The organism is Paenibacillus sp. RC73 (genome assembly GCF_044908085.1).
Taxonomy (GTDB): domain Bacteria; phylum Bacillota; class Bacilli; order Paenibacillales; family Paenibacillaceae; genus Paenibacillus; species Paenibacillus terrae_A.
Genome location: NZ_JBIYCV010000001.1, coordinates 294,125 through 319,324 on the forward strand (window position 1 = coordinate 294,125; position 25,200 = coordinate 319,324).

General features: G+C 47.7%; 26 protein-coding genes. All 26 read right to left on the bottom strand.

All coding sequences use genetic code 11. From position 1 onward, the window contains the following. Position 1 precedes the first annotated feature (1 nt). The 26 genes from ABH897_RS01345 to fliF all read right to left on the bottom strand — a co-directional run bounded on the left by ABH897_RS01345 (position 2) and on the right by fliF (position 25,184). The gene (locus tag ABH897_RS01345; RefSeq protein WP_014281101.1) at positions 2-463 is read right to left on the bottom strand and encodes a chemotaxis protein CheW; all 462 of its coding nucleotides are present in this window, start codon (positions 461-463) and stop codon (positions 2-4) included. Between the two features lie 62 nt (positions 464-525). Beyond that, positions 526-2,625: a chemotaxis protein CheW gene (locus ABH897_RS01350; protein WP_404591014.1), complete on the bottom strand. Its 2,100-nt coding sequence runs from the start codon at positions 2,623-2,625 to the stop codon at positions 526-528. A 33-nt stretch (positions 2,626-2,658) separates the two neighbouring features. Continuing rightward, positions 2,659-4,200, bottom strand: a complete 1,542-nt coding sequence (locus ABH897_RS01355; protein WP_404591203.1) for a chemotaxis protein CheB — start codon at positions 4,198-4,200, stop codon at positions 2,659-2,661. 29 nt (positions 4,201-4,229) lie between these two features. Beyond that, complete coding sequence (locus tag ABH897_RS01360) at positions 4,230-5,117, bottom strand: MinD/ParA family protein (protein WP_404591016.1); 888 nt, start codon at positions 5,115-5,117, stop codon at positions 4,230-4,232. Then, complete coding sequence (gene flhF / locus ABH897_RS01365) at positions 5,114-6,553, bottom strand: flagellar biosynthesis GTPase FlhF (RefSeq protein WP_404591018.1); 1,440 nt, start codon at positions 6,551-6,553, stop codon at positions 5,114-5,116. The genes ABH897_RS01360 and flhF overlap by 4 nt, the downstream gene beginning before the upstream one ends. Further along, a complete protein-coding gene (gene flhA, locus ABH897_RS01370) occupies positions 6,550-8,583 on the bottom strand; it encodes a flagellar biosynthesis protein FlhA (RefSeq protein ID WP_044644858.1) in 2,034 nt (677 codons plus the stop codon). Before flhA ends, flhF begins: the two co-directional genes overlap by 4 nt. A gap of 23 nt (positions 8,584-8,606) precedes the next feature. Then, entirely contained in the window at positions 8,607-9,719 is a 1,113-nt protein-coding gene (gene flhB, locus ABH897_RS01375) for a flagellar biosynthesis protein FlhB (RefSeq protein ID WP_283656245.1), read from the bottom strand. Then, on the bottom strand, positions 9,719-10,504 hold the full coding sequence (fliR, locus tag ABH897_RS01380; protein ID WP_283655636.1) for a flagellar biosynthetic protein FliR: 786 nt from the start codon (positions 10,502-10,504) through the stop codon (positions 9,719-9,721). The genes flhB and fliR overlap by 1 nt, the downstream gene beginning before the upstream one ends. Positions 10,505-10,513: 9 nt before the next feature. Continuing rightward, complete coding sequence (gene fliQ, locus ABH897_RS01385) at positions 10,514-10,783, bottom strand: flagellar biosynthesis protein FliQ (RefSeq protein WP_014281093.1); 270 nt, start codon at positions 10,781-10,783, stop codon at positions 10,514-10,516. 37 nt (positions 10,784-10,820) lie between these two features. Further along, positions 10,821-11,576 carry a flagellar type III secretion system pore protein FliP gene (fliP, locus tag ABH897_RS01390; protein WP_134910122.1) on the bottom strand — a complete coding sequence of 252 codons (756 nt, stop codon included), beginning with the start codon at positions 11,574-11,576 and terminating at the stop codon, positions 10,821-10,823. After that, positions 11,573-12,106 carry a flagellar biosynthetic protein FliO gene (locus tag ABH897_RS01395; protein ID WP_283655635.1) on the bottom strand — a complete coding sequence of 178 codons (534 nt, stop codon included), beginning with the start codon at positions 12,104-12,106 and terminating at the stop codon, positions 11,573-11,575. Before ABH897_RS01395 ends, fliP begins: the two co-directional genes overlap by 4 nt. 12 nt (positions 12,107-12,118) lie before the next feature. Next, positions 12,119-12,484, bottom strand: a complete 366-nt coding sequence (locus ABH897_RS01400; RefSeq protein ID WP_014281090.1) for a response regulator — start codon at positions 12,482-12,484, stop codon at positions 12,119-12,121. A 29-nt stretch (positions 12,485-12,513) separates the two neighbouring features. Beyond that, positions 12,514-13,821 carry a flagellar motor switch phosphatase FliY gene (gene fliY, locus ABH897_RS01405; protein WP_283655634.1) on the bottom strand — a complete coding sequence of 436 codons (1,308 nt, stop codon included), beginning with the start codon at positions 13,819-13,821 and terminating at the stop codon, positions 12,514-12,516. Continuing rightward, positions 13,811-14,809, bottom strand: a complete 999-nt coding sequence (gene fliM / locus ABH897_RS01410) for a flagellar motor switch protein FliM (RefSeq protein ID WP_137062728.1) — start codon at positions 14,807-14,809, stop codon at positions 13,811-13,813. Before fliM ends, fliY begins: the two co-directional genes overlap by 11 nt. A gap of 42 nt (positions 14,810-14,851) precedes the next feature. After that, positions 14,852-15,325 (bottom strand): flagellar basal body-associated FliL family protein, encoded by a 474-nt coding sequence (locus ABH897_RS01415; RefSeq protein ID WP_404591020.1) that lies wholly within the window; start codon positions 15,323-15,325, stop codon positions 14,852-14,854. After that, the gene (locus ABH897_RS01420) at positions 15,322-15,546 is read right to left on the bottom strand and encodes a flagellar FlbD family protein (RefSeq protein WP_014281086.1); all 225 of its coding nucleotides are present in this window, start codon (positions 15,544-15,546) and stop codon (positions 15,322-15,324) included. The genes ABH897_RS01415 and ABH897_RS01420 overlap by 4 nt, the downstream gene beginning before the upstream one ends. 60 nt (positions 15,547-15,606) lie before the next feature. Beyond that, on the bottom strand, positions 15,607-16,416 hold the full coding sequence (gene flgG / locus ABH897_RS01425) for a flagellar basal body rod protein FlgG (RefSeq protein ID WP_134910131.1): 810 nt from the start codon (positions 16,414-16,416) through the stop codon (positions 15,607-15,609). A 105-nt stretch (positions 16,417-16,521) separates the two neighbouring features. Next, positions 16,522-16,902: a TIGR02530 family flagellar biosynthesis protein gene (locus tag ABH897_RS01430; protein WP_283655633.1), complete on the bottom strand. Its 381-nt coding sequence runs from the start codon at positions 16,900-16,902 to the stop codon at positions 16,522-16,524. Then, a complete protein-coding gene (locus ABH897_RS01435) occupies positions 16,895-17,431 on the bottom strand; it encodes a flagellar hook capping FlgD N-terminal domain-containing protein (RefSeq protein WP_283655632.1) in 537 nt (178 codons plus the stop codon). Before ABH897_RS01435 ends, ABH897_RS01430 begins: the two co-directional genes overlap by 8 nt. Before the next feature lie 18 nt (positions 17,432-17,449). After that, complete coding sequence (locus tag ABH897_RS01440) at positions 17,450-18,916, bottom strand: flagellar hook-length control protein FliK (protein WP_283655631.1); 1,467 nt, start codon at positions 18,914-18,916, stop codon at positions 17,450-17,452. 27 nt (positions 18,917-18,943) lie between these two features. Further along, positions 18,944-19,933 carry a magnesium transporter MgtE N-terminal domain-containing protein gene (locus ABH897_RS01445; protein WP_404591023.1) on the bottom strand — a complete coding sequence of 330 codons (990 nt, stop codon included), beginning with the start codon at positions 19,931-19,933 and terminating at the stop codon, positions 18,944-18,946. Positions 19,934-19,980: 47 nt separating this feature from the next. Next, positions 19,981-20,424 (bottom strand): flagellar export protein FliJ, encoded by a 444-nt coding sequence (gene fliJ, locus ABH897_RS01450; protein ID WP_283655629.1) that lies wholly within the window; start codon positions 20,422-20,424, stop codon positions 19,981-19,983. Positions 20,425-20,434: 10 nt separating this feature from the next. Beyond that, positions 20,435-21,754 carry a flagellar protein export ATPase FliI gene (gene fliI, locus ABH897_RS01455; protein WP_283655628.1) on the bottom strand — a complete coding sequence of 440 codons (1,320 nt, stop codon included), beginning with the start codon at positions 21,752-21,754 and terminating at the stop codon, positions 20,435-20,437. Continuing rightward, a complete protein-coding gene (locus tag ABH897_RS01460; RefSeq protein ID WP_404591025.1) occupies positions 21,741-22,577 on the bottom strand; it encodes a FliH/SctL family protein in 837 nt (278 codons plus the stop codon). The genes fliI and ABH897_RS01460 overlap by 14 nt, the downstream gene beginning before the upstream one ends. Further along, positions 22,570-23,586 (bottom strand): flagellar motor switch protein FliG, encoded by a 1,017-nt coding sequence (gene fliG / locus ABH897_RS01465; protein WP_283655626.1) that lies wholly within the window; start codon positions 23,584-23,586, stop codon positions 22,570-22,572. Before fliG ends, ABH897_RS01460 begins: the two co-directional genes overlap by 8 nt. An 11-nt stretch (positions 23,587-23,597) precedes the next feature. Continuing rightward, positions 23,598-25,184 (bottom strand): flagellar basal-body MS-ring/collar protein FliF, encoded by a 1,587-nt coding sequence (gene fliF / locus ABH897_RS01470; protein ID WP_283655625.1) that lies wholly within the window; start codon positions 25,182-25,184, stop codon positions 23,598-23,600. Between the last annotated feature and the right edge of the window lie 16 nt (positions 25,185-25,200).

Sequence of the window (25,200 nt, forward strand, 5' to 3'; positions counted from 1 at the left end):
ATTAATCCTCTAAGCCTTCCAGTTGGTTCATTTCACTCCGATTCAGCACCTCAGACAAATTCAGCATGATGAGCAAGCGCTCTTCACCGATTTTAGCGACTCCACGCAAATATTTAGCCTTGACTCCGCCAACGACTTCTGGTGGTGTCTCAATGTTGTCGGTATTCAGGTCGATTACGTCGTTCGCCGAATCAACGATAAAGCCTACTTGCATCTCACCCACTGCAACGATGATAATTCGGGTTTGATCGGTATACTCCGCCTCAGACAATCCAAAACGACCACGCAGATCAATAACGGGAATGACCACGCCTCTCATATTGAATACGCCTTTGACAAAATCGTATGTTCTTGGAACACGTGTAATCGGCACCATGCGCTCAATGGATTGGACTTTTTCTACTTCTACACCGTATTCCTCTTCACCAAGTTTAAATACGATAACTTTAATTTCTTCTCCCATGTCTAAAAACCCTCCTTATGGATGTCAGCAATTTCACATTTCTTTCATTTTTAATGAAGACATTATTTAATGAAGACATTAGGGTCAATGATCAAAGCAACCTGACCGTCACCCAGAATCGTGGCGCCTGAAATTCCTTGGATGTTAGGAAGGTATTTGCCCAGGTTTTTAAGGACAATTTCACTTTGTCCCAAAAAGTCCTGAACAGAAAGAGCTGCCAGACGGTCACCCTTGCGGATAACAACAACCTCTGTCTCTTCTTCTTCATCCTCATTGAAGTCTGGTACTTCAAACAGCTGACTCAAGGAGATAAGCGGAATATGGGATTCGCGGAAAGCGATCATTTTGTTGCCGTGAACAGAACGAATTTGTGTCCGTTTGACGATTGCAGTCTCCACAATAGAAGACAACGGAATGGCATATTTTTCGGAACCGATCTGTATCATCATGGCCGCAATAATGGATAGTGTCAGTGGCAACTGCACAGAAAAATTGGTACCTTTGCCCAGAACGGAATGAATCGTAACGTTACCACCAAGGGAAGTGATTTTAGATTTAACTACATCGAGTCCAACGCCGCGTCCTGAAACGTCCGAAATGACCTCAGCTGTACTGAATCCGGGAGCGAAAAGTACCTGATGGGCCTCTTCATCGCTCATTGCAGCTGCTTGTTCCTCAGTCATAATCCCTTTGGAAATGGCACTTTTCAGTACCTTCTCACGATTAATGCCGCTTCCATCGTCTTCAATCTCAATGAACACGTTGTTGCCACTGTGGAAAGCACGTAAATGAACTGTTCCTGTCTCCGGTTTGCCTGCCGCAATACGGGTCGCTACTGGCTCAATGCCGTGATCCACAGAGTTGCGCAGTAAATGCACTAGCGGATCGCCGATTTCGTCGATAACGGTACGGTCCATTTCAGTGTCCGCGCCAGTAATGACCAAATCCAGCTTTTTATCCAGCGATTTGGCTAGATCACGCACCATACGCGGGAAACGATTGAAAACCGTGTCCACGGGTACCATCCGCAATTTAAGCACAACATTTTGCAGGTCACTGCTTACGCGGCTCATATGTTCTACCGTTTCAGTCAGCGCCGGATTAGAAGCCTCACTCGCCAGCTGCTCCAACCGTACACGGTCAATAAGCAATTCACTGAACAAGTTCATCAATACGTCCAGGCGTTCAATGTCTACACGAATCGTACGGTTGTGCGTAGGTGCTGCAGGCTTGGCTACTTGAGCTTTACCATCAGCTGGCTTCGCACCGGGGGCCGCAGTTGGAGACTGCGGCTGGGATGCAGCGGACTGTTGTTGTACAGCTACCAGGGCTTCCTGCACCGCAGCAGTCTCTGCCAGCCCAGCCTTGACTTCGCTCATTTGCTTAAGCGATTCCTGATCCAGCTGTACAACGGAGACGGATTCGATTTCGGAAATACCAGCGATTTCCTTCTCCAGCTCTCCTACCTCTTTCTGCGTTATGTAATATAACGAGAAATTTTGTTCGAATTTCTCCTGCTCAATATCCTGTACAGACGGATAAGCTTTTACGATTTCACCGGAGTTCTCCAGCGTATTAAATACCATAAAGGCACGTGCAGCTTTCAACTGGCTTTCTGAGCTAATCGTTACCTGTATATAGTGAACCCGATGCCCTTCAGAAATAGATTGCTCCAGTACAGAATACTGGAATTGATCCAGCACAAGACCCGCGCTTTCGCTATCCGCCGCTTTTTTCGGCGTAACCGCCTCAGTAACAGCATCTGTGCCAGATTTTTGGAAATCGCCACGCACGATGGATTGCAGTGAAGCTACAATAGAGGATACATCCGCTTTTCCATCGCCACCCTCTGTAATGTTCTGTACCATGGACTCCAACGCATCCAACCCTTTAAAAAAGGTATCGAATATAAATTCCTGCATCGCAAGCTTGTTGTTACGTACCAGATCAAGAACGTTTTCCATTTGGTGAGTGAGCGATGCCAGGTCTTCAAAACCCATTGTAGCAGCCATTCCTTTGAGGGTATGGGCAGACCGGAAAATCACCTGAACGATGCCCAGATCGGTAGGACTACTTTCCAGTTGAAGCATTTTTTCGTTAAGAGATTGCAGATGATCATTCGACTCATCAATAAACATGTTTAAATATTGGTTCATGTCCATTGTGAGACACCTCCTCCATGAGTTACACTCCGATTATTTCACAACTTGTACAAGCTTGGGGGCGATCTCCTGCATCGGCAGAAGGTGGCGCACACATTTTAACTCTACAGCCGAGCGGGGCATTCCGTACACTACGCAAGTTTCCTCATTTTCAGCAAATGTGGATTGTACCCCTGCATCATAAAGCTTTTTCATCATCTTAGCCCCGTCGCTTCCCATGCCAGTCAGCAACACCAGATGCCGTTCCAGAGAGCTTAACGGGAGTAACGATTCGAACATCGTGTCAACAGAAGGACGGTGACCGTTACGAGCTTCTTCCGTCTTCAGTGATACGGTGTATTTACCACTGGCTCCCGGCACAATTCTCAATTGATATCCTCCCGGAGCAATATAAGCTGTTCCGGTCTCCAACGTCATCCCCTGCTCAGCTTCAACCACCCGGAGCGGACTCAACGTATTCAGACGCTGTGCCAGCGAACGGGTAAAGTTTGGCGGCATATGCTGCACGATGACAATCGGAGCGGGAAAATCCCCGGGAATGTGTTCCAGCAACATCTTGAGCGCACGCGGCCCCCCCGTAGAACATCCGACCGCCACCAGCTTGCGAAAGTTGGGCGAATATACTCCGCCTTTTTTAAGAGAGAACCCCTTAGGCGCTGCTGGAACTATTGGTGCCGTCACTGGGGGCGTAGCAGCCATAGAAGCAACTGGAGCCGAAGGAACCGGCGTAGACACCGTTTTTCGAGGCTCCGGCTTGATTAGCCCTCCCTTATCCGTGGCGTGCAGCGATTTGGCTGCAGCCGTATCGGAAATATTCAGTTGCCCTGGCGTACGTTCAGCTGCCTTAGGTGGCTCCTCCTTCTTCTGCGTAGCAGGTGCTTGCGCCGTCTTCCGTGGCTGGGCGACCGGCTTACTTAAACGGCTGTCAGGCACAGAGCTGCCCGTCTGCGGCCGTTTCTGTTCCGGCTTGGCTGCCGGAGCAGACTTGCCAGTATCCCGCTTCGGCGGAACCGGTGCAGCAGTTGCAGAAGCAATCGGTGCAATAAGAGCCTTACCTTCCGCTCCCTTGTCAGCCACAGCTTGTCCTTCTGGAGTCTGCTCTAGCGGCGTTTTTTTCGCTTGTTCCAGCGCCGCTTTTCGTTCGTTAGCTTCCTTGCGCTCCAATCGGCTGCGGACTGCTTGCATAGCAGTGTGCATCTGCTCCAATAGCGCCTTGCCCACCTGCTGGATATCCTGAGCATGGGAGACGGAGGGCTTCCGTATAAAATCGAAAGCTCCTGCTTCCAGAGCCATAATGGTCTCCTTCATACCTTGTTCATTAATACCAGAGAGCATAATGACCGGAAGCGGATGGGCCGCCATAATCAGAGGGAGCGCTTCAAGACCATTCATTTCAGGCATCTCGACATCCATTGTGACCAGGTCAGGCTGTAGCTCCTTCACTTTCTCTACAGCCTCTTTGCCGTTGGCGGCTGTACCTGCGATGTCAAACGAATCATCCCTTACAATTAAATCTGAAACAATTTTGCGCATAAAGGCCGAATCATCCACAACCAGCACCCGGTAAGCACACATGTTAAACACCTCTGTTTCCTTCATCAAAATCATTGCGCCGAACGCCGCAACCATTTTTGCATAAACCCTTTGATTCCGCTTAAAGCACCTGAATGTGGAGCCTGTGGCATCGCTGCAAAACGGTGCGCCAGATTCAACACATCTCTGGATGCCGTACATCCCGGATAAGCAATTGAAAAAGGCACCTGCCTTTTGACTGCCTGCATGACATGAGTGTCATCACTGATATGTCCCAGCAACGGAATGTCGATCTCCAAAAAGCGTCGCGCAACCAGCGCTATCTTATCGGCAACTTGACGGGCCTCATTATCGTTATCGGCACGATTGACTATAATTTTGAATACTGTATCCTTTTGCAATCCACTGACGACTTTGATCAGCGCATAAGCATCCGTTAAAGACGTAGGCTCTGGCGTAGTTACGACCATACATTCGTCAGCGGATGTGATAAATTTAAGGTTTTCTTTAGATAACCCCGCACCGGTGTCAAACAAAACATAATCCATATCTGCGGCAATTTTCTCCACCTCATCGGCAAAATAGTTCAAATCGTCATCGGATAACGTAAACAGCTCGCTCAAGCCAGATCCTCCAGCAATATAAGGCAAGCCTCCTACGCCCGTTTGAACAATTTCGGCCATTGATTTTTCACGTTTTAACAGGTGAAGAAGATTGTATCTTGAAGTGGCACCCATCAACACATCAATATTGGCCATACCGATATCTGCATCAAATACGAGTACCTTTCGGCCAAGCGATTGCAAGGCCAAAGCAAAATTAAGGGTGAAATTAGATTTGCCCACACCACCCTTACCACTGGTGACTGTCACTATTTTCGCATGACGATTACGTGCAGGCAGTCGATACTTATCTAGGGCTGAAGCCATTTGCCTAAGAGATTGGGCTTGGTCACTCATACAGAATCCTCAGTATCTCCTGACGATTCTGTGGTTCCGAACAGCAGGTTTGTCACCATTTCTGTATCTGGATGCAGTAGATCGTCAGGTACATTTTGACCGTTCGTAATATAGGCCAGTTGCATAGGAAACTGGTGCAACAGATTAAACATACCACCACAACTACCTGTCTCATCCATTTTGGTAAATACAACCTTACCAAGTCCAAACTTACTGAAATGTCCGGTTATGTTGAGCATATCCTTGCTTTTGGACGTTAGGCTAAGCACCAGATACGTCTCACTTTCCTTAATAGGTGAAAGCAGACTTTGCAATTCCGAAACGAGCAGCTCATTACGGTAATTTCGTCCTGCAGTATCCATCAGGATCAAGTCACAATGCTCCAGACGTTGAATAGCTCTGTGAACATCTCCGGGAGATTGCACGACTTCAAGCGGCACATTCAAAATCGTAGCGTATGTACGCAGCTGTTCGACAGCCGAGATACGGTACGTGTCAGAGGTAATAAATCCGACTTTGCGGTGATGCTTAAACAGCTGTTCTGCTGCTAGCTTGGCAATGGTCGTCGTTTTTCCCACTCCGGTTGGACCTGCCACATACACAATTTTGGTATCTTTCGAGATGCCCTTGTCCAGCCTTTCCCGAATAAATCCGGCCACTTCTGCACGAAGAGCATGTTCCCAATCAAAAGATTCAGGATCAGACGGATGCTCACTTCGGCGCTCATATACCCGTTCAAGCCAATGCTCCAGCAAATCGCGTTCCACTTCCTGCTCCAGCATACGCTCACAAATCTTTTGTAACGGTTCCGGCCAAGTATTTTCCATCACAGAATTGCGGGAAAATCGAGTCATCATAGCTTTCATTTCCCGTAATTCATTAAGCAGGGCTTGATTTTCCTCTGCCCCTATCTTGTCTGGAACGCTTGCCTCCGAAGGTAGCTTAAACAATTCGTCGGATGTTTCCTTTTTCGGAACCGCTGCTTTGTTGTTCAAAGCTTCATTTTCTGTTTCCACACTATAACCAGCCCCGTATGAAGAACGCTCCATGCTTGAGGCAGCTTGTTCGGAGCCAGCCAGCAAATCAGCCAATCCCTCTTTGGAACCGTTTGTCATCTGCGTTACCCGTCGATAGGCTTCAGGAGCGGCTTGTCTGGGAACCACTGGTGACGATGGTACTTCCTGCTGCTCAGGAGCACTCATGGATGGAAAAGCCTCAACTGACTGCTGCTGTGACGGTTGAACCCGTCGTGGTTTTTGAAGCTGCTGCTCCTCTACCGCAGCGACGACTTCGATTTTCTTTTTTCCGAACATACCCATGAATCCGCCGATCTTCATTTCCTTGGTGCTCAAAATGACGGCATCCGTTCCGAAGTCACCTCTGATTTGCATCATGGCCTCCGGCATTGTATCCACTACATATCGTTTCACTCTCATAAGTTCACCACCCCGACACTTTGAATTTCAACGTTCGGCTCCAGCTCACTATACGACAGTACCGGGACATCCTGCATCGTCCGTTCCATCACTTGCCGCAAATACATACGAATCGTCGGTGATGTTAATACGATAGGCTGCTGCCCGGATTGAATGAGACGATTGATTTGCTCCATCATCCTTTGATACACCGTCTGCGTTGATACCGGATCAAGTGCCAGATAGCTGCCCTGCTCCGACTGTTGCACGCTTTCGGCAATTTTCTTCTCCAGCCCTGGTCCCACGGTAATGACACGTAGCGTCTCTCCCTGCTGGGCGAACTGTTGTGTAATCTGGCGAGATAACGCCTGGCGAACATATTCAGTCAGCACGTCCGGATCTTTTGTATAAGTGCCGTAATCAGCCAGCGTTTCGAAAATGGTCACCATATCGCGGATGGAGATTTTTTCTTTTAACAACTTGGCCAGCACTTTTTGTACATCTCCAATCGCCAACACGGAAGGAATAAGATCGTCCACAAGCACCGGATAATTTTCCTTGAGATTGTCGACCAGCGACCGCGTTTCCTGTCTACCAAGCAACTCGTGGGCATGTTTCTTGATCGTTTCCGTCAAATGAGTAGCTACAACCGAAGGAGGGTCCACAACCGTATAACCGGACAGCTCCGCAACATCCTTGGTATTCTCATCAATCCAGAGCGCAGGCAATCCGAAGGCTGGTTCTGTCGTTTCGATGCCTGTAATGGAATCGTCGTCGTATCCCGGGCTCATTGCCAGATAATGGTTTAACAGCAATTCCCCGCCGCCTACCGTATTGCCTTTAATCTTGATTACATACTCGTTCGGCTTGAGCTGGATATTGTCCCGTATACGAATGACCGGCACAACCAAGCCCAGTTCCAGCGCACATTGACGGCGGATCATAATAATCCGGTCTAGCAAATCCCCGCCCTGCTGCGTATCAGCCAGCGGAATCAGCCCGTATCCAAACTCGAATTCGATCGGATCGACCTGAAGCAAATTAATGACACTTTCCGGACTGCGCACCTCTTCAATCTGCTGCTCTTCTTCCATCTGTTCATCAGCAATCTGCTTACGTTCCATATTGCCCTGCATTCTTCGGGCCGCAAAAAACAGCAGAACCGCCAGTGGAAGGGTCGTAATGATATGAATAGGAGTAAACAAGCCCAACAAAGCAATCGTGGCAGCCACGATGTAAATCAGTTTTGGATATGAAAAGAGCTGCTCCGTCAAATCATCCGCCAAGTTTCCATCAGATGTAGCTCGTGTAACGATCAGACCTGACGCTGTGGATATGAGCAACGCGGGGATCTGGCTAACCAGTCCATCACCAATGGTCAGAACGGAGTAAGTCGACAGCGCCTCCTGAAACCCTTTACCCTGAACAGCCATACCGATAATAAAACCGCCGACCAGGTTGATAATCAAAATGATAATACTGGCAATGGCGTCACCTTTAACAAATTTGCTGGCACCATCCATTGCTCCGTAAAAATCCGCTTCTCGTTCGATTTTACTGCGCCGTTCACGGGCTTGCTGTTCGTTGATCAGACCTGCATTCAGGTCGGCATCAATACTCATTTGTTTACCCGGCATCGCGTCCAGTGTAAACCGTGCGCCTACCTCAGCAACTCGCTCGGAGCCCTTGGTGATCACGATAAACTGCACAACCACGAGAATTAGGAAGACAACAAAACCGACCGCAATTTGTCCACCTGCAATCCAACTACCAAACGTAGCCACTACTTCCCCGGCATGTCCCTCACCTAAAATGAGCTTGGTCGTAGAAATATTAAGCGCCAGACGAAATAACGTTGTGATGAGCAGTAATGAAGGAAAAATAGAGAACTGTAAAGCTTCCTTTGTGTTCATGGACACAAGTAGAATCATCAAAGCAATCGATATGTTGATCACGAGCAAAATGTCGAGCAACCATGAAGGGATCGGTAGAATCATCATAAGGACGATGCCGATGACGCCTGCAAGGACGGTTATTTCTTTTATTTTCACGGGTCTCTTGGCCTCCGATCCCTTTATTTCACTTTACCTTTTAATTTATATACATACGCCAGCACTTCGGCAACAGCCTGGAACAGATCAGCTGGAATGGCATCCCCGATTTCGGCTCTTTGAAACAGCGCCCGTGCCAGCGGCTTGTTTTCCATCGTTATAACGCCGTTTTGCTTGGCAATTTCCTTAATTCGGAGCGCTACGTAATCTTGCCCTTTCGCAATAATCTGCGGCGCATCCATCTCCGAACCGTCATATTTCAAAGCCACAGCAAAGTGCGTAGGGTTGGTAATGATGACATCTGCATTGGGAACTTCCTGCATCATGCGCTGCATAGCCATTCGGCGCTGTCGTTCACGAATTTTCCCTTTGATCAGCGGGTCACCCTCCATTTTCTTATATTCATCCTTGATGTCCTGTTTGGACATTTTCAGATTTTTCTCATGCTCATAGCGTTGATACATATAATCCAATATTGCTAAAACGAACAGCACCACACCAATTTTGAGTCCCAGCTCCATGGTTAATGATGCCGTAAAGCTCAACATCTGGTCACCGGACATTTCGGCCAGCTTGGGTAAGTCTGCTTTTGTTTTCCAGAGCACGCCGTACACCAGATAGCCGATCACGGACATTTTTAAAACAGATTTGAGGAATTCGACCAGTGACCGCATGGAAAAAATATTTTTAAATCCTTTAATCGGGTCAATCTTGCTAAACTTGGGCGTAATCCCCTCTCCAGTTAACAAGAAACCGATCTGCATGTAATTTGCCACGATCCCGATGACAATGGCCCCAACAAAAATAGGAGCCAGCATAATCATGATTTGCACGCCATACTCACCCATCATCAGCATTGTAGTGTTCGGCGTTACTTCCATCGTTAACCGATTTACAAAAATATCCCGAAACAAGCGAACCGCATGATCCTTGAAATACCCGCCGAAAATCATAAGGCAGAAAAACGTTACCAGCAGGACGCCCGCCCCGGGCAACTCCATACTTTTGGCAACCTGCCCCTTTTGCCTAGCATCCTGTTTCTTTTTGGGTGTGGCTTTTTCCGTTTTTTCCCCTGAGAACAACTGCAGGTTCATAGCATATTTAAATGACAAACTACGTTCCTCCAAACCAGATATTAAGGACGGTTGCCCATAATATCCAACAAGTTGCGCATGGATTCGAACATCACAGTAAACAATTTTTCGAAGATAAAAGCAAAACTCGGCATCAGAAGCAGTAACATGAACAGCCCGACAATAATTTTGAGCGGCACGCCAATAACAAAAATGTTAAACTGCGGAGCCGTTTTAGCCAAAAATCCGAGTCCCACATCCGTTAAAAAAGTAGCTACTACTATAGGAGCCGCAATTTGAAAAGCCAGCAAAAAGGATTCAGCAAAGGAACGTACCAGAAACTCTGTAACACTACCTCCATACAGCTTTACAAAAAAATCATTTGTCAGCGGCACCCAATCATAACTGTATAAAATAGCGGTTATCAGGTGGTGATGCCCATTTAAACTTAAAAAGAGCAACACGGCTATGGCAAACTTGAAATTCCCCGTTAGAGGCGACGAAGCTCCTGTCATCGGGTCGAACACACTTGCCATCCCGAAACCCACCTGAAGATCAATAAAGGAACCTGCGGTTTGGATCGCTGTCATGAATAAATAAGCGGTGAAACCCAGCAACAATCCAATCAGCACCTCGCGACCTACCAACAGCACATACGCTGCATCCGTCGGTACTTGCTGATGCGTACCATAAGTGAGATACACAATCAATGCGAGAAATCCGGAAATCCCGACCTTAAAGGTACTAGGTACTCCTCGGGTTGAAAATATAGGCGCTACTACAAAAAACGAGGTAATCCGACAAAAAATCAGCAAAAAAACAGGAAAACTCTGTAACAACATGTCCATAACTTCAGCCTAACCTATATATTTGTACAGATTGTCCAGAATGTTAAACGTAAAATCCACTAATGTCGTCAATATCCAAGGTCCGAACAAGAGCAATGCCAGTAATACGGCGACAATCTTCGGAACAAATGCCAAAGTCTGCTCCTGAATTTGGGTTGTCGCCTGAAAAATACTGATAATCAAACCGACGACCAGTCCCAAAATCAGCATCGGAGCGCTAACTTTAAGCACTGTGTACACCGCTTGTCCGGCAAGGGAAATAATAAACTCCGAAGTCATTGCCGTCCTCCTTGATTGCTGTCCCTGCGGGAAAAATTCATGTGTTAAAGCTCAGAAGCAATGATTTGACGACCAGATACCAACCATCTACGAGCACAAACAGCAGTATTTTAAAAGGAAGCGAAATCATCACCGGCGGCAGCATCATCATCCCCATAGCCATGAGCGTACTCGCCACCACAATGTCAATAACCAAAAATGGTATAAAGATCATGAAGCCCATCTGAAATGCTGTCTTTAACTCACTAATGGCATAAGCCGGAACCATCACCGTTAATGGAATATCCTGGTAGTTTTTCGGTTTTTCCATCTTGGTGTATTTCATAAAGAGCAGTAGATCCTTCTCCCGTGTATGAGAGAACATAAAGGTCTTGATGGGTACCGCAGCCTTGTCCAGCGCCTGAGACTGTGTCAAATCCCCCTTGAGATACGGCTGGAGGGCAGTTTCGTTCATAGCTGAGAACGTCGGTGCCATAATGAATAAGGTAAGAAACAGAGCCAGCCCGACAAGCACCTGGTTAGGCGGCATCTGCTGAGTCCCCAGCGAGGTGCGAACAAAGCCCAGCACGATCACAATTCGCGTAAAGCTCGTCATAAGCACAAGCAACGCGGGCGCTACACTGATGACAGTAATAAGTAAAATAATAGACAGCGAGGTGGCACCGGGCTGTCCTTTATCCGAGTTGCCGACTTGAATATCAATGTTCGGAATCGGTTCCGCAGAGGCCGCCGTCACCGAAATGAAGCTGAACAAGACAAGCAGCAAACATGCAAGTATAATCTTTTTTCTCATGAATCTCCCGACCGATCTGTAGTATTCTCCTCATTGCGCAGCTTTTCGAGTTTATCCTTACGATTCGGCATCTGCCGAAGCTTGGATTCGAACATCTCGTGAAAAGACGTTTCCTCTTCAGACTGCTGCTGTGCCGCGGTGTTCCGGCGAAGCTTATCCGCAATTTTAGCGAATAGCGGGGCAATCGGGCCGCGCTGCAGAGAAGCTTCCTGCTCCAGTGCGGCCAAAATTTGCTCCACTTCTTCAGGATCGGATACTTTGTCAACAAGCCGGATATCTTCTCCCACACCAATGAGGTACACACTGCTGCCAACTTCAACAAGCTGAAGGGATTTGTTAGGGCCCAGCCCCACGCCTCCCAGTATGCGAACGGAGCGGTTGCTGAACCAGCTCTGATTTCTTTTACTCAAAAACCGTATCAAGTACACGATCAGTACGATGATAAAGATCAGCACGAAAAGGACCCAGGCAATGTTGCCTATATTGCTAGATGTACTCAATGCGTCAGAGGCACCCTGTTGTGTATCCATACCGGATGCGCCTTACACACCCAGTGTTTTGTTGATGGCTTCGATAACCCGATCCGATTGGAAAGGCTTAACAATAAAATCTTTTGCGCCTGCTTGGATAGCATCAATAACCATCGCTTGCTGACCCATCGCGGAACACATAATGACCTTTGCGTTCGCGTCAATTTTTTTGATTTCCTTCAGAGCGGCAATGCCGTCCATTTCGGGCATCGTAATATCCATCGTAATCAGGTCCGGACGAAGTTCCTTGAATTTTTCAATAGCCTGTGATCCATCCTGGGCCTCTCCTACTACTTCATATCCATTTTTGGACAGGATGTCCCGAATCATCATTCTCATAAATGCAGCATCGTCCACGATCAAAATACGGTTTGCCATCTGAAATAAATCCTCCCTAAATTATGCTATTATTGTAATTTTTGAATACGGTCCCATTGGCTTACAATATCCGTCACACGCACGCCGAAGTTCTCATCGATTACGACAACCTCGCCTTTGGCAATCAGTTTGTTGTTAACCAGAATGTCTACTGGCTCCCCAGCAAGCTTGTCCAGTTCAATAATTGAACCTTGTGAGAGCTCTAGAATATCTTTAATTTGCTTTTGGGTCCTTCCTAATTCTACGGTGACTCTAAGGGGAATGTCCATCAATAAATTTAAATTGTTTTCATCCACTTGCGCAAATGCACCGGACTGCAAGTTTGAAAATTGTACAGGCTGCACATTTACATTTCGTCCCGGTATCGAACCATAATGATGAGGCGCTCCATAAGGGGCCTGCGGTGGGACACCTCCAGGCATTCCATAACCTGGCGCTCCCTGCTGACCGTATCCAGGGTCTTGAGGGTACATAGGCGGTTGCTGTCCATAACCTGCATCTTGCGGCGTCTGGACAGGCACCTGTGCGGCTACAGGCGGCTGTTGATACGTTGGTGCGGGTTGCTGTTGCGGAATCTCGGTTTGTTGCGGCACTTCTGGAGCAGTCGTTGCAGCTACTTGCTGTGCCGACGCTTGCGGTTGCTCATCTTCCTCTCCGCCATTCATCAGAATGCTCACCATCTTTTTAGCGAAATGCACAGGCAACAGTTGCATCAATGTAGAGTCAATCAGGTCACCGATCAACAAACGGAAGGATACTGTAATCAACGTCTGTTCGTCTGGCAGGCTGGATACTCCATCACCATGCATGGGATCCAAAATATCAATTCCAGGTGGAGAAATATTAACAAATCGGTTAAACATAGTAGACATTGAGGTTGCCGACGAACCCATCATCTGGTTCATCGCTTCCTGCACAGCGCTGATGTGAATTTCATTCAATTCTTCATCTACCGGATTTCCTTCACCGCCAAGCATCAAATCCGCTATGACCTGCGCATCACGCTTTTTGATCACGAGCGAGTTAATACCCTCAAATCCATCTACATAATTCACATGTACCGCTACGTGCGGCTTAGGAAAAGTTGTTTCGAATTCAGAGCGGGTAATAATTGAAACTTTAGGGGTTGTAATATCAACCTTTTGACCAAGCAGTGTGGAAAGAGCTGTCGCTGCGCTGCCGAACGTAATATTACCGATCTCCCCGAGAGCATCCTGCTCCAGAGGAGTCAGAAAATCGTCAACGGTCTTGTTGGCGGGAGTAGAATCCGTGCCCGCTTCAGACTGTTTCAGCAGGGCATCAATTTCCTCCTGGGACAAATAGTCTTTACTCGTCAATTTCTTCAACTCCTTCGCTGACAATTTCATCAATCTGTACGGCAACACGATCTTTTACCATGCCGGGACTTCCCAAGAATTTCAGTTTTTCGCCCACCCGGATGGAGAGCCCTTCCTTGACGGGTTTGTTCAATGAAATGACATCCCCCACCGAAAGGCCCAAAAACTCGGCCACATTTATTCGGGATTCACCTAGCTCGGCAATAATGGGAAGTTGCGCTTTCGTGACCCGTAATCTCAAGGCGTCAATCTCTTCAGGCGCCCTTGATTTCTTTTCGGATGTAAACCACTGGTGCGTGGACAGTCTAGCCATAATCGGCTCCAATACCACGTGCGGGATACAAAGGTTAATCATCCCTGTGGTATCACCAATTTTGGTACTAAGTGAGATTAAGGCAATCGTTTCATTTGGTGAAACAATCTGCATAAACTGCGGATTGGTTTCCATTGCCTCCAAACGCGGTTCAATATCCAATACCGTTTTCCAAGCCTCTTGCAGGCTGTCAAAGGTACGACTAAAAATCCGCTCCATGATTGTCGTCTCAATTTCTGTCAACGCGTTAACCTTGGACGGCGCTGATCCGGTTCCTCCGAGAAGCCTGTCCAGCATTGCAAAAGCTACGTTCGGGTGAACCTCAAGCACCATGCGTCCTTCCAGCGGCTCGGCTTCAAAAATGTTCAAAATGGTCATTTTTGGAATGGAGCGAATGAATTCATCATAAGGAAGCTGCTCCACCTGAACGACATTAATTTGGACAAACGTCCGGAGCTGTGCTGAAAAATAAGTGGTCAGATACCGCGCAAAATTTTCGTGTATCCGCGTCAAACTCCGAATATGATCCTTGGAAAACCGAAGCGCTCTTTTGAAGTCATAAGCGCGAACTTTCTTTTGGGTATCTTCCTTTTTAAGTTCTTCCGCATCCATTTCACCGGACGATAGAGCTGCTAAAAGGGCATCAATTTCCCCTTGCGACATTACATCCACCAATGTTATTCACCCCCTTACATGTTCTGACAAGTTCACCTGGAATCAAATGGCTGCCAGCAAAAAGTCTGTAATTTTGGCGTTCCCCAGGTGACCTTCAGGGAGCGACTTGTTGATGAGATCCGTCAGCTTGTCACTGAATTGGTCCCGGCCTTTAGCTGTTCTGAGCTCATCAGGCTTGGTGTCTGCAAGTAATTGAATAACGATTGGCTTGATACTGATGTCCTTGATTTTTTCAAAAGATTCCTTTGCTTTAGCATCGTTTAATTGAAAGGAAAGGTTCATTTGGACAATATAATCAGCGTCTGCCAAATTTGTTTTGATACCAGTAATTTCAGAACTCACTTCCACTAATTCATCTGCTGACAGTCGGGGAAGCTGTTCTGCTTGAGCGGCTTGCGCATTTAGAGTGGCTTCCGACTTCTTCCCACTAAGCGCTGGTATAAGTACAAAGGCCGCACCTGCAATCAAAGTAATCGCGAGTAAAATTGTAATGAGCCATGGCAGCATCTTTTTCATTCGTCTTCCTCCATTTGTTGCACTTTTATCGTGGCGGCATGTATGCCGATTTCACGGCTGTAACCCTTGATCAAGGAGACGACATCTGCCGCTTTTTCCAATACAATCAACCGTTTCCCCGTCACTAAAGTGACGTATGTATCCGGCGTTTCCTCCACAGTCTCAATGAGCAGAGCATTAAGCCACATAGGCGAGCCGTTCAGCCGCGTTAACGGGATCATCGTTACACCAACCTCCTGATAGGAGCGGGGAAGCCCATACTTCCCCGCGTTTAGATGCGATTATCGTTTCAAGTTTACAACTTCCTGAAGCACTTCATCCGAGGTCGTAATGATACGCGAGTTCGCCTGGAAGCCGCGCTGCGCCACGATCATTTCGGTAAATTCACCTGTCAAATCGACGTTGGACATTTCCAGCTGGCCCGCAATGATAGCGCCCCGGCCCTCCGAATTAGCTACTCCAGGCTCAAGTGCATCAATGTTGGAGTTAACAGTGGTACGGTACAAGCTACCTCCGATTTTCTCCAAGCCTTCGGGGTTTGTCACTCTGGCTATACCAATTTGCGTGCCATTGTCCACGGTGCCATCATCCAATTGTTGTACAATCGTACCGTCCTGCGAGATAGAGAACGATGTAACATTGTCAGCAAGTGTGATCGGATCCCCACCCGCGTCTCCTACGAAAAAGCCATCTGAGGTAACCAAATTTCGGTTCGCATCCACGTGAAAATCACCCGCGCGAGTCAGATAAGGAACTTCCTGTGCATCATTCATTTTGACCAGGAAAAATCCGTCACCATTAATCCGCAAATCTGTCGGATTGTTCGTAGTCATAGCACTACCTGGAAGATGAAGTGTATCAATCGAACTGACCGATACCCCTAAACCGACCTGCTTGGCATTTTGTCCCGCAGTAGTCGTTCCGTCCGGCGCACTTGCACCCGAACTTGTTTGGCTCAAAATATCCTTGAACATGACACGGCTGGACTTGAAGCCTGTTGTATTTACGTTTGCAATGTTGTTACCGATAACGTCCAGCTTTGTTTGAAAGCCCTTCATACCCGATACACCCGAATACATTGATCTCAACATTGAGTATAAATCCTCCTCTGAATGCTTGCTCGATTAACCGCATCAGTCGATCCGCGGCTTCTTCATGGCTTTCCTGCTCGGGCCAGCCACTTCTTGCTAAATTTTCTATGAAATAATAACGGCACTATCAATTTGCGTAAATACGTTATCCTGCATGGATTGCTTATCCATCGCGGTAACTACTGTCCGGTTGGGCACACTTACAATCAACGCCATATCCTGCATTAAAATCAATGATTCTTTGGCGCCTTTGGCAGCTGCTTTATCCACAGCGGAGTTAATCTTCGCCATCTGGTCACTTCTCAGCTCTATCCCCCGCTGCTCCAAACGCTTTGCTGCATGGTTGCTCAGCTTGAGTACTTGATCCTGCAACACCTGTCCGAATGGTCTACCATCCTTAGGTACCGTATTTACCCGGTTCTGCGAGATTGCTGCCGGAGGGACATTGGCGGGAAAAAGACATCCGACCGTTATTCGGTCATTCACGTGTCTCACCACTTCCAGTAGAGGAAGAAGTTGTAGTATCCGTTGTCCCTGCCGAGGAAGCCGTTGTTTGAGCCTGGCTTACCGATGTCACATCTTTCAGGGCTACCTCTGACTTTCCGATTTTGGCATACTGTACACCGTCACGAATAACGATGGAATCCACGATTCCACTTTTCACCGCACCTGCACCCGTTTCACCCGTAAGCGAATCCTTTTTACCAGCCTCAATCCAACTGACTTCTTTTCCAATCAAACCGGAGGATATTCCTAAAGACTGTCCCAACGTATTCAACTGGGTAGAAATGTTCATCAACTGCTCCACGGAAGAAAATTGCGCCATTTGCGCGATAAATTCCTTATCTTCCAGAGGCTGCATTGGGTCCTGGTTTTGGAGCTGGGTAATCAAAATTTTCAAAAATTGATCCTTACCCATCGTTTTGGTATCCTTGGCGCTTGCCGTTTTGACGTTATTCACGTTGTAGTTTGGCCAGACGTTACTGGTGGATACATTATTGTCCGCAGTCGTCATTGTGTTCTCACCTCCATGCTACGCTTGTGCTGTAAAGGAGCCTGTCCGATTTACATCATCTGTGCGTTGTTCTGCTGTCCAATTGCGGAGTTCCTCCGCCATTTCAGCTACCTTTAGAGCATCCTCGGCTTCTTCTCTACTCCGCGACTTGGAACGTTGCTCGGATTGTTGCTGCTGATTTGCACCTGATCCACGGCCATCCTGATACATGTGGGAAGAGAGTGATTCATTTTGCGTCACTTCCACTTTATCTACCTGAATACCCTGGCTTTGAAGACTTGCACGCAGCTGTGACATTTGCTGTTCAAGCAAATCCTTAGCTCCACTGTGCTCAGTCATGAACTGGGCGACCAAGTGCCCATTCTGCATCGTCAGTTTAACTTCCAGCTGTCCCAAATGATCTGGGCGAAGCATGATAGTCGCTTCCGTTAACCCAGAATGTTTCACGATATCAAGCTTTTGCACTACAAATTCCGTCATTTCCTTAGCAAATTGTCGTACATGTACAACAGGCTGCGCCGGAGCGGAAGGAGTTGTGCCTTGCGTCTGCACCGAAAGCTGGCCTGCGGTCGTAATCACAGAAGTTTGACTGTCGGTCGCTGCCGGATCAGACTGCTCGGTTACGTCTACTACTGCACCAGTTTCATCCGTTGGAGTGGCTTTAACAGCGGCTTGAACATGAATATTAGCTGATGAACGTTGTCCTTCTGTACCTTGCTGGCTTGTCCCACCTTGACTCGTCTGCTGCTCAGTAGCAACAACCTGTTTGTCTGTAGAAACAGCCGTTAATGTCTGAGTGCCATTCGCCCGATTCGCGGAAGGCTGAACTGCTTGTGAATCTGCGCCATCAGCAAGCTCCACAGCTTTTAGTACGCCGGTCCACTGCTCATCGGAAATAGCTCCCGTACCAGCCGTCGTATTTTGAAGCGATTGTAACAGCTGTGTAATCTGGGACTTTTGGTCTCCCGTAGCCTGATTCGCTACATTTGCAAGCTGTGACAAAGCATCCTGTAATGCAAACCGAATGGTAGCCGGATGAGCTGCCAAAGCCGTTAAGCCTGTCGCCTCATTCGTTCCTGCCCCGTCTGTTTGCTGCTCCGCTCCACCGCCTAAAAGCTGCTGTACTTGCTGAACCCACGACTGGAGAGCTGCAAACAAGGCTGGATCAGCTGTTACCTGATCATCCAGCTTTTCAAGATTTTGCAGTAATGGAGCCAATGTCTCAACAAGCGGTTCTGCTGAAGCTTCTGTCGATTCTCCGGCAGCAATCAACGGCAGCACCATAACTAATGGAGATTTCCCAGCATCTGTGCTTGTAGAACCCGTTTGCCCGCCAGTCATCATTTGCGTAAGCGTCTGATTAAAAGCACCGCCTGTGGCTCCTGCTGCTGCCGTCCCTGCTGTTGAAGTTGTCGCTGTACTAGCTGTGCTACCAGCCGTCTGACTGGAACTGCTGAGAGATACACTTTGAGAAATAAGTGTCATTTATTTTTTCACCTCCCTTCATTCAAATCACTTGCTGCCCATCAGCTTGTTCAAAATTTTCGCCGTCTGTGCAGCATCCTTCGCAGACATATTTTGCAGTAAAGAGGCACGTGTCGAATCATCTACTGTATTTAATATGTTCAATGCCTTGTCCGGACTGATTTTGTAAGTTTGTAAAATAAGCTCGGCACCACTTTTCTTGTCCATGGAAGCGAATGTACTGCTAATTTGAGTGTTTTGCAGGCTTTTACTCGTTGTTCCCGCTGCCGTGCTTTGGTCCTTTTTCAAGCGGGACTGCAACGCAGCCAACGACAAATCAGTAGATGGCGTTACGTTTTTCAGAGCCATCGTGATATCGGCTGCTTTTTTAGCATCCATCTTTTGTAAAATCTTCGCACTGTTCGCAGGGTCCATGTAGCTTAGCAGTTGTACCGTTTCTTCGGTGGTCAAGTTTTCCATAATCGGTGCTGCCTTACTTGCCGTCATTCCTTCATACATGGAAGCAAGGTCTCTGGCCTGTTTTACATATGGGTCTTCATTCGCTGTTCCGTCTACCGCTTGCGTACCTGTCTGTGTCTGTCCCTGCTGACTGGACTGCGGCTGTTGTTCCTGTTGCGTTTGCAACGTACTAACCTGATTTTGCAGTTCTGTAACCTTTTTATCCTGAGTCGTTTTGGCATCACTAGCCTTTTTAAGTTCTTCTGTCTGCTTGGCCAAATCTGCCTTAAGCTGCTGGATAGTGGCTTCGGAGCTTTGGGACTGGGCTTTCTGATCAGCCTCTTTGCTCTTGGCAACCTTGTCTTTCGGTTCAGGAATCCAATTCTTCACAATCGGAATCTTGTTTCCCAATGAAATCATTTCACTTCTGAAATCCATGTTGAACAGCGTAAGCAGGACCCCGACCAGAACGATTGTAAAAACAATCGGAATCAGGAAAAACATAAACCGTTCAAATCCCCCGCCTGACTCTTTTTCCAAATCCATATCCAGTTCATTTTCTGCTAAATTCCGTGCCATCGTCTTCCTCCTCAGGCAGCTGATATGCGTATCCTGTGACTTTCCGCTTACCGGGCTTTCATGGCAAATCTCACGGAAGCCATTTCATCCAGCTCGTTCTGCTCGCGCAGGAGCATTTCCTGTTGGAATTTCACGTTGGCCTTCTCTCTCGCTTTCAGCCAAACTTGTTCATCCAGCATTTTATCGGTCAAAACGGTTTGTTTGCTTTGCACATTTTGCTGCGCATATTGAACGTCCCTATGCTTGCGTGTGATACATTGATCCAGATGATTGACGTAAGTCTGTAATTCCTGAATGGTAGAGAGCGGCGCGCAATCCTCGGCAGCCTTTTGAATGGCTGATATGACCCGATTCCTTTCGCCTAATAGCTGTATCAATGTCTGCTCCTCAGCCTGCAATTGTCCGACAGCACTGGAAAGCAACCATTCGGCCTGTGACTTTTCGTTGGTTTTCAAGTCTACAACTTTCTGAAAGGAATACTGAAATCTCATCGTTCAACCTTCATCTCCTCGTAAATTCAGAAATCAAACGCTCACGAACCTCGTCCAGCTCAACCTTTTCATCCGTTCTTTGCCTTGTAAAATCCCATATATCCCGTATGCGATCCATGGATTCGTCAATTTCTGCATTCGAACCCTGCTGATAAGCCCCAATGTTAATCAGGTCCTCTGAATCTTTATAAACCGCCATCAGGCGCTTAATATTCTCGGCAGCGTCAATCTGGTCACGTGGTGCAATATCCTTCATGACCCGGCTAATGCTGGCTAACACATCAATTGCAGGAAAATGTCCTTTATTCGCTATCCCCCGGTTGAGCACAATATGCCCATCCAAGATCCCGCGCACCGCATCCGCGATGGGTTCATTCATGTCGTCACCATCGACCAGCACCGTATAAAAAGCGGTTATGGAACCTGTAGGCCCGGTTCCCGCACGCTCCAGCAACTTGGGCAAACTGGCGAATACAGAAGGGGTATAACCCCTCATCGCCGGTGGCTCACCGACTGCCAATCCTACTTCACGTTGCGCCATCGCATACCGGGTTACCGAGTCCATCATCAGCATGACGTTCAATCCGCGATCACGAAAGTATTCAGCGATCGTCGTTGCAATGAGCGCACCCTTAATACGGATCAACGCGGGTTGGTCGGAAGTTGCCACGATGACTACTGAACGTTCAAGCCCTTCCGGACCCAAATCCCGTTCAATAAAGTCCAGCACTTCGCGTCCACGTTCCCCGATCAGAGCAATTACGTTCACATCTGCTTCCGTATTACGGGCAATCATTCCCATTAGGGTACTCTTACCTACACCGGAGCCTGCGAAAATACCGACCCGCTGTCCTTTACCGATGGTAAGCAATCCGTCAATGGCTCGTACACCGATACTGATCGGCTCCTGCACACGCGGGCGACTCAGCGGATTCGATGGAATGTTGAAGGTCGAGTATCTCGCCATCCGTGAGGGAATCAACGAACCGTCCAAAGGTTGGCCCAAACCGTCCAGCACTTTGCCTAACAGCTCCGATCCCACCTGCACGTTCAATGGCTTTCCTGTTCCTACGACATCACAGCCGGGACCAATGGATTGCAGTTCTCCGAGCGGCATCAAAAGTACCTTGTTGTCTCTAAAGCCTACAACTTCCGCTTGCAGTGGCTTAGCCGTTTTACCCGGATAAATGTAACAAACATCCCCAATACTGGCGTCCGGACCTTCCGATTCCACCATCAAACCGATAACCTGTGTCACTTTGCCGTTTACCCGAACCGGGTCTAATTGTCGCAAATGATCCATGTAGCGCTGCGCATTAAGCCCCTTCATCTCTTCGCTCCTCGTTCTCATGTGCCAGACGCAGCAGTTCCTTTTTGATCTCAGCCAGTTGTGTATCTATCCGTGCATCCACACTTCCAAAGGAAGAACGAATAACACAGCCGCGATCCTTCACAGTTCCATCAGGAATAATTTGCAGTTCTGCCTGCGAATCGACAGTTAATGACAATTCTTCGCGTGCACCTTGCACAAATGCGAAATGCTGAGGCGACACACACAGTGTAATTGTTCCTTTTTCCCGCTTACGAGCCAAGTTTTTACGAATGAGCTCAATGGTATATTCAGGCTCAATACTAAGCTGTTTTTCAATAACTTTCTCAGCAATAGAACTACTCAGCTCGACCAGAAAAGGCTCAGCCTCCTGAATCAATTGCTCCTTGGTCTCATAGGCCTGACGCAAAATATCCTGCGCTTCTGCCATCATCTGTTCCGATTTCACCTGAAGCTCGGCCTCAGCCAACTTTTGGCCTTCCTCATAGCCTTGCTGAAACCCGTCAGCCTTTAAGGACTCTGTTAACTGCTCGTCCTGCTCACGGCGTTCCTGCCACCAGGTTTCAATCTGCTGCTGCGCCTCCTGAAGCATCCGTTCCGCTTCTTCAGCCGCCTCACGAACCTGCCGTTCGGCAAAATCCTTGGCATCATTCAGCATTTCATCCCGGAGCCGTTCAGTCTCGTAATCTCTCTGTGGTTCCGGCTCCATATGTTCAGTTGTGACTTCCTCGTCCGACGTTTCTGGCGCATACGTATGTGCCACATCAATGGTTTTCAAAGCTTCAACAGGCACATATTGGAAAGATTTGATCAAGTTAGACAATGATGTCATCTCCTCCGCCGCGTGCGATTATAATCTCACCGGCCTCTTCCAATCTGCGGATCGTCGATACGATGCGAGTCTGCGCTTCTTCCACATCACGCAGCCGTACCGGTCCCATATATTCCATTTCCTCTTTGAAGGTTTCTGCCATCCGTTTCGACATATTTCGGAAAATCACATCGCGTACTTCTTCGCTGGACACTTTAAGCGCCAACTGCAAATCGGCATTGTCGATATCGCGGATAATACGTTGAATGGAACGGTTGTCCACATTGACGATATCCTCGAATACGAACATTCTTTTCTTGATTTCCTCGGCCAGTTCAGGGTCCTGAATTTCAAGCGAGTCGAGGATCGTGCGTTCGGTCCCTCGGTCTACCCCATTCAAAATCTGAACAATGGACTCGATACCACCTGCATTCGTGTAATCCTGCGTCGCGGTTGCTGACAGCTTTTGCTCCAGCACACGTTCCACTTGTGAAATGACTTCCGGCGAAGTGCTGTCCATTACAGCGACACGCCGAGCCACCTCAGCCTGCTTTTCCTGTGGCAGGGACGACAGAATCGCCGCCGCCTGCTCAAATTGCAAGTACGAGAGCACGAGAGCAATCGTCTGTGGATTTTCGTTCTGTATAAAGTTCAAAATCTGGTTTGGATCAGCCTTGCGGGCAAAATCGAACGGTCTCACCTGCAACGTCGCCGTCAGACGGTTAATGACCTCAACTGCTTTTTGCGACCCGAGTGCCTTTTCCAATATCTCTTTGGCATAATTGATGCCGCCTTGGGAAATGTACTCCTGAGCCAAACAAATTTGATGAAACTCAGCCATAATCGAATCTTTTTCCGTTGCATCGACCTTCCGCACATTGGCGATTTCCAATGTAAGTTGCTCAATCTCTTCGTCACGCAAATGCTTGAATATTTGAGCAGATACTTCCGGCCCCATCGTGATTAGCAGAATTGCCGCTTTTTGTCTTCCCGTTAAACCTTGACTGCTTGCTTTTGCCAATGAACTCACCTCTATTCGTCAGCCAGCCATGTACGAAGCAGATTGACGAATTCGTCGGGTTTCTTTTTCGCCAGACTCTCAAGCTGTTTACGCACTTGACTTTCATTTGTCACACTTTCCATGGTAATGGACGGGAACTCCGTCGGTGTTGGCATAAGTTGCAGATCTTCATCTAATTCTTCTTCCTGCTGCTTACGACGACCGCGTACAATCAGGAAGATTACGCCTGCCAACAGTGCCAGTACAGCAGCCCCGATGCCCCATACCCAAGGGTTGGAAGCTGAGAAAAACGTGTTGGTGTTCGCTGGCGCCGGTACGGTTTGAGAGAACACTGAAACTTTTTTGGCTAAATCAGCGTCTGTAATAGTAATACCGGAATTCGCTAATGAAGCTCTTACGATATTAACCAAAATATTTTGGATTGCGGCCTGAGTTGCTGCATCCAAAGTTTGCTGCCCCGTTGGTGGTTCAACTGCTACATTAATGGTTAAATCTTTTACAGTGTACGGACTTTGGATAATATCCTTCGCAATTCGGTTAACTTCGTAGTTAATTGTGCTTGAGCTCTTATCTGAGCTTGTGTTGCCCGAATTGCTTCCTCCAGGGTAACCAGGTACATCCTGCGTTCCTGTTCCTGCGACTCCTCCGGTTTGTCCACTACTGCCAGTGTAGCTTTCCTGAATTTGCTGGGCGCTGATTTCAATGCCCTTCATTTTCGTTTGATCAACTGGTGTGACCATCTGCTCTTTCGACGTTACTTTGTCGAAATTTAGCTGTGACATAACCAGCACATTCACTTTGTCTTCGCCAACAATTTTCGACAAAAATTGTTGGACATTATTCCTTACATCGCTCTCAAACTTCTTCTGCAGAGCCATGTTTTCCTCAACACCACTGGAGAGACCTCCTTGACCGCCCTTGGCCGTTGGAATCAGTTCATACTCCTTATTGGTGATCGTAATGTTTTCTACAGGCAAATTCGGCACAGCCGTCTTTACCAGATTAAAGTATCCGTCGATGGCTTGCTGATTTGGCGTAAAGCCAGGTTCGAATTCCATTTGAACCGAAGCAGAAGCTTTGTCTTTTTCTTCAAGCCCAGCAAAAATGTTTTCCTTCGGCATATTTATGACAGCTTTGGAGCTTTGGACACCATCCATCCGTTCCAACAATTGCTGCACTTCGCCGTTCAAGGCGTTATTGTATTTCACATTGAACTCGTTCTCCGTCATACCAATTGCCGAGGAGGACTGGTCAAAGGCACTCATGCCGATTGAACCCTTTTGAATTAGGCCCTGAGACCCAACATCTACCTTTGCCTTATCCGCGTTTGCGGTTGGAACTGCGATTTGCGTCCCGCCAGCATTGAGCTGATACGGAATACCCGCAGAATCGAGATATTTAATGACCCCGGCAGCATCGTTTGCGTTTAAATCCCGGAAAGCCACTTCATACTCGGTTTTGGTAAACTGCATCGTTAGCACTACAATCGCAATGATGATGAATGCCAATGTCGAAACAAGTAATATCTTCTGTTTTTTGCTGAAATTATTCCAATACCCGGAAATCTTATCCCGATATTGGGCGATTCTCTCGTTCACTCCGTCACCCCATCCG

Bases quoted from the DNA above. Each gene is read 5' to 3' on its own strand.
- ABH897_RS01345 (WP_014281101.1), bottom strand. From the start codon at position 463: ATGGGAGAAGAAATTAAAGTTATCGTATTTAAACTTGGTGAAGAGGAA.
- ABH897_RS01350 (WP_404591014.1), bottom strand. From the start codon at position 2,625: ATGGACATGAACCAATATTTAAACATGTTTATTGATGAGTCGAATGAT.
- ABH897_RS01355 (WP_404591203.1), bottom strand. From the start codon at position 4,200: ATGTGTGCTTACCGGGTGCTGGTTGTGGATGATTCGGCCTTTATGCGC.
- ABH897_RS01360 (WP_404591016.1), bottom strand. From the start codon at position 5,117: ATGAGTGACCAAGCCCAATCTCTTAGGCAAATGGCTTCAGCCCTAGAT.
- flhF (WP_404591018.1), bottom strand. From the start codon at position 6,553: ATGAGAGTGAAACGATATGTAGTGGATACAATGCCGGAGGCCATGATG.
- fliR (WP_283655636.1), bottom strand. From the start codon at position 10,504: ATGGACATGTTGTTACAGAGTTTTCCTGTTTTTTTGCTGATTTTTTGT.
- fliQ (WP_014281093.1), bottom strand. From the start codon at position 10,783: ATGACTTCGGAGTTTATTATTTCCCTTGCCGGACAAGCGGTGTACACA.
- fliP (WP_134910122.1), bottom strand. From the start codon at position 11,576: ATGAGAAAAAAGATTATACTTGCATGTTTGCTGCTTGTCTTGTTCAGC.
- ABH897_RS01395 (WP_283655635.1), bottom strand. From the start codon at position 12,106: ATGGATACACAACAGGGTGCCTCTGACGCATTGAGTACATCTAGCAAT.
- ABH897_RS01400 (WP_014281090.1), bottom strand. From the start codon at position 12,484: ATGGCAAACCGTATTTTGATCGTGGACGATGCTGCATTTATGAGAATG.
- ABH897_RS01415 (WP_404591020.1), bottom strand. From the start codon at position 15,325: ATGAAAAAGATGCTGCCATGGCTCATTACAATTTTACTCGCGATTACT.
- ABH897_RS01420 (WP_014281086.1), bottom strand. From the start codon at position 15,546: ATGATCCCGTTAACGCGGCTGAACGGCTCGCCTATGTGGCTTAATGCT.
- flgG (WP_134910131.1), bottom strand. From the start codon at position 16,416: ATGTTGAGATCAATGTATTCGGGTGTATCGGGTATGAAGGGCTTTCAA.
- ABH897_RS01435 (WP_283655632.1), bottom strand. From the start codon at position 17,431: ATGACGACTGCGGACAATAATGTATCCACCAGTAACGTCTGGCCAAAC.
- ABH897_RS01440 (WP_283655631.1), bottom strand. From the start codon at position 18,916: ATGACACTTATTTCTCAAAGTGTATCTCTCAGCAGTTCCAGTCAGACG.
- ABH897_RS01445 (WP_404591023.1), bottom strand. From the start codon at position 19,933: ATGGCACGGAATTTAGCAGAAAATGAACTGGATATGGATTTGGAAAAA.
- fliJ (WP_283655629.1), bottom strand. From the start codon at position 20,424: ATGAGATTTCAGTATTCCTTTCAGAAAGTTGTAGACTTGAAAACCAAC.
- fliI (WP_283655628.1), bottom strand. From the start codon at position 21,754: ATGAAGGGGCTTAATGCGCAGCGCTACATGGATCATTTGCGACAATTA.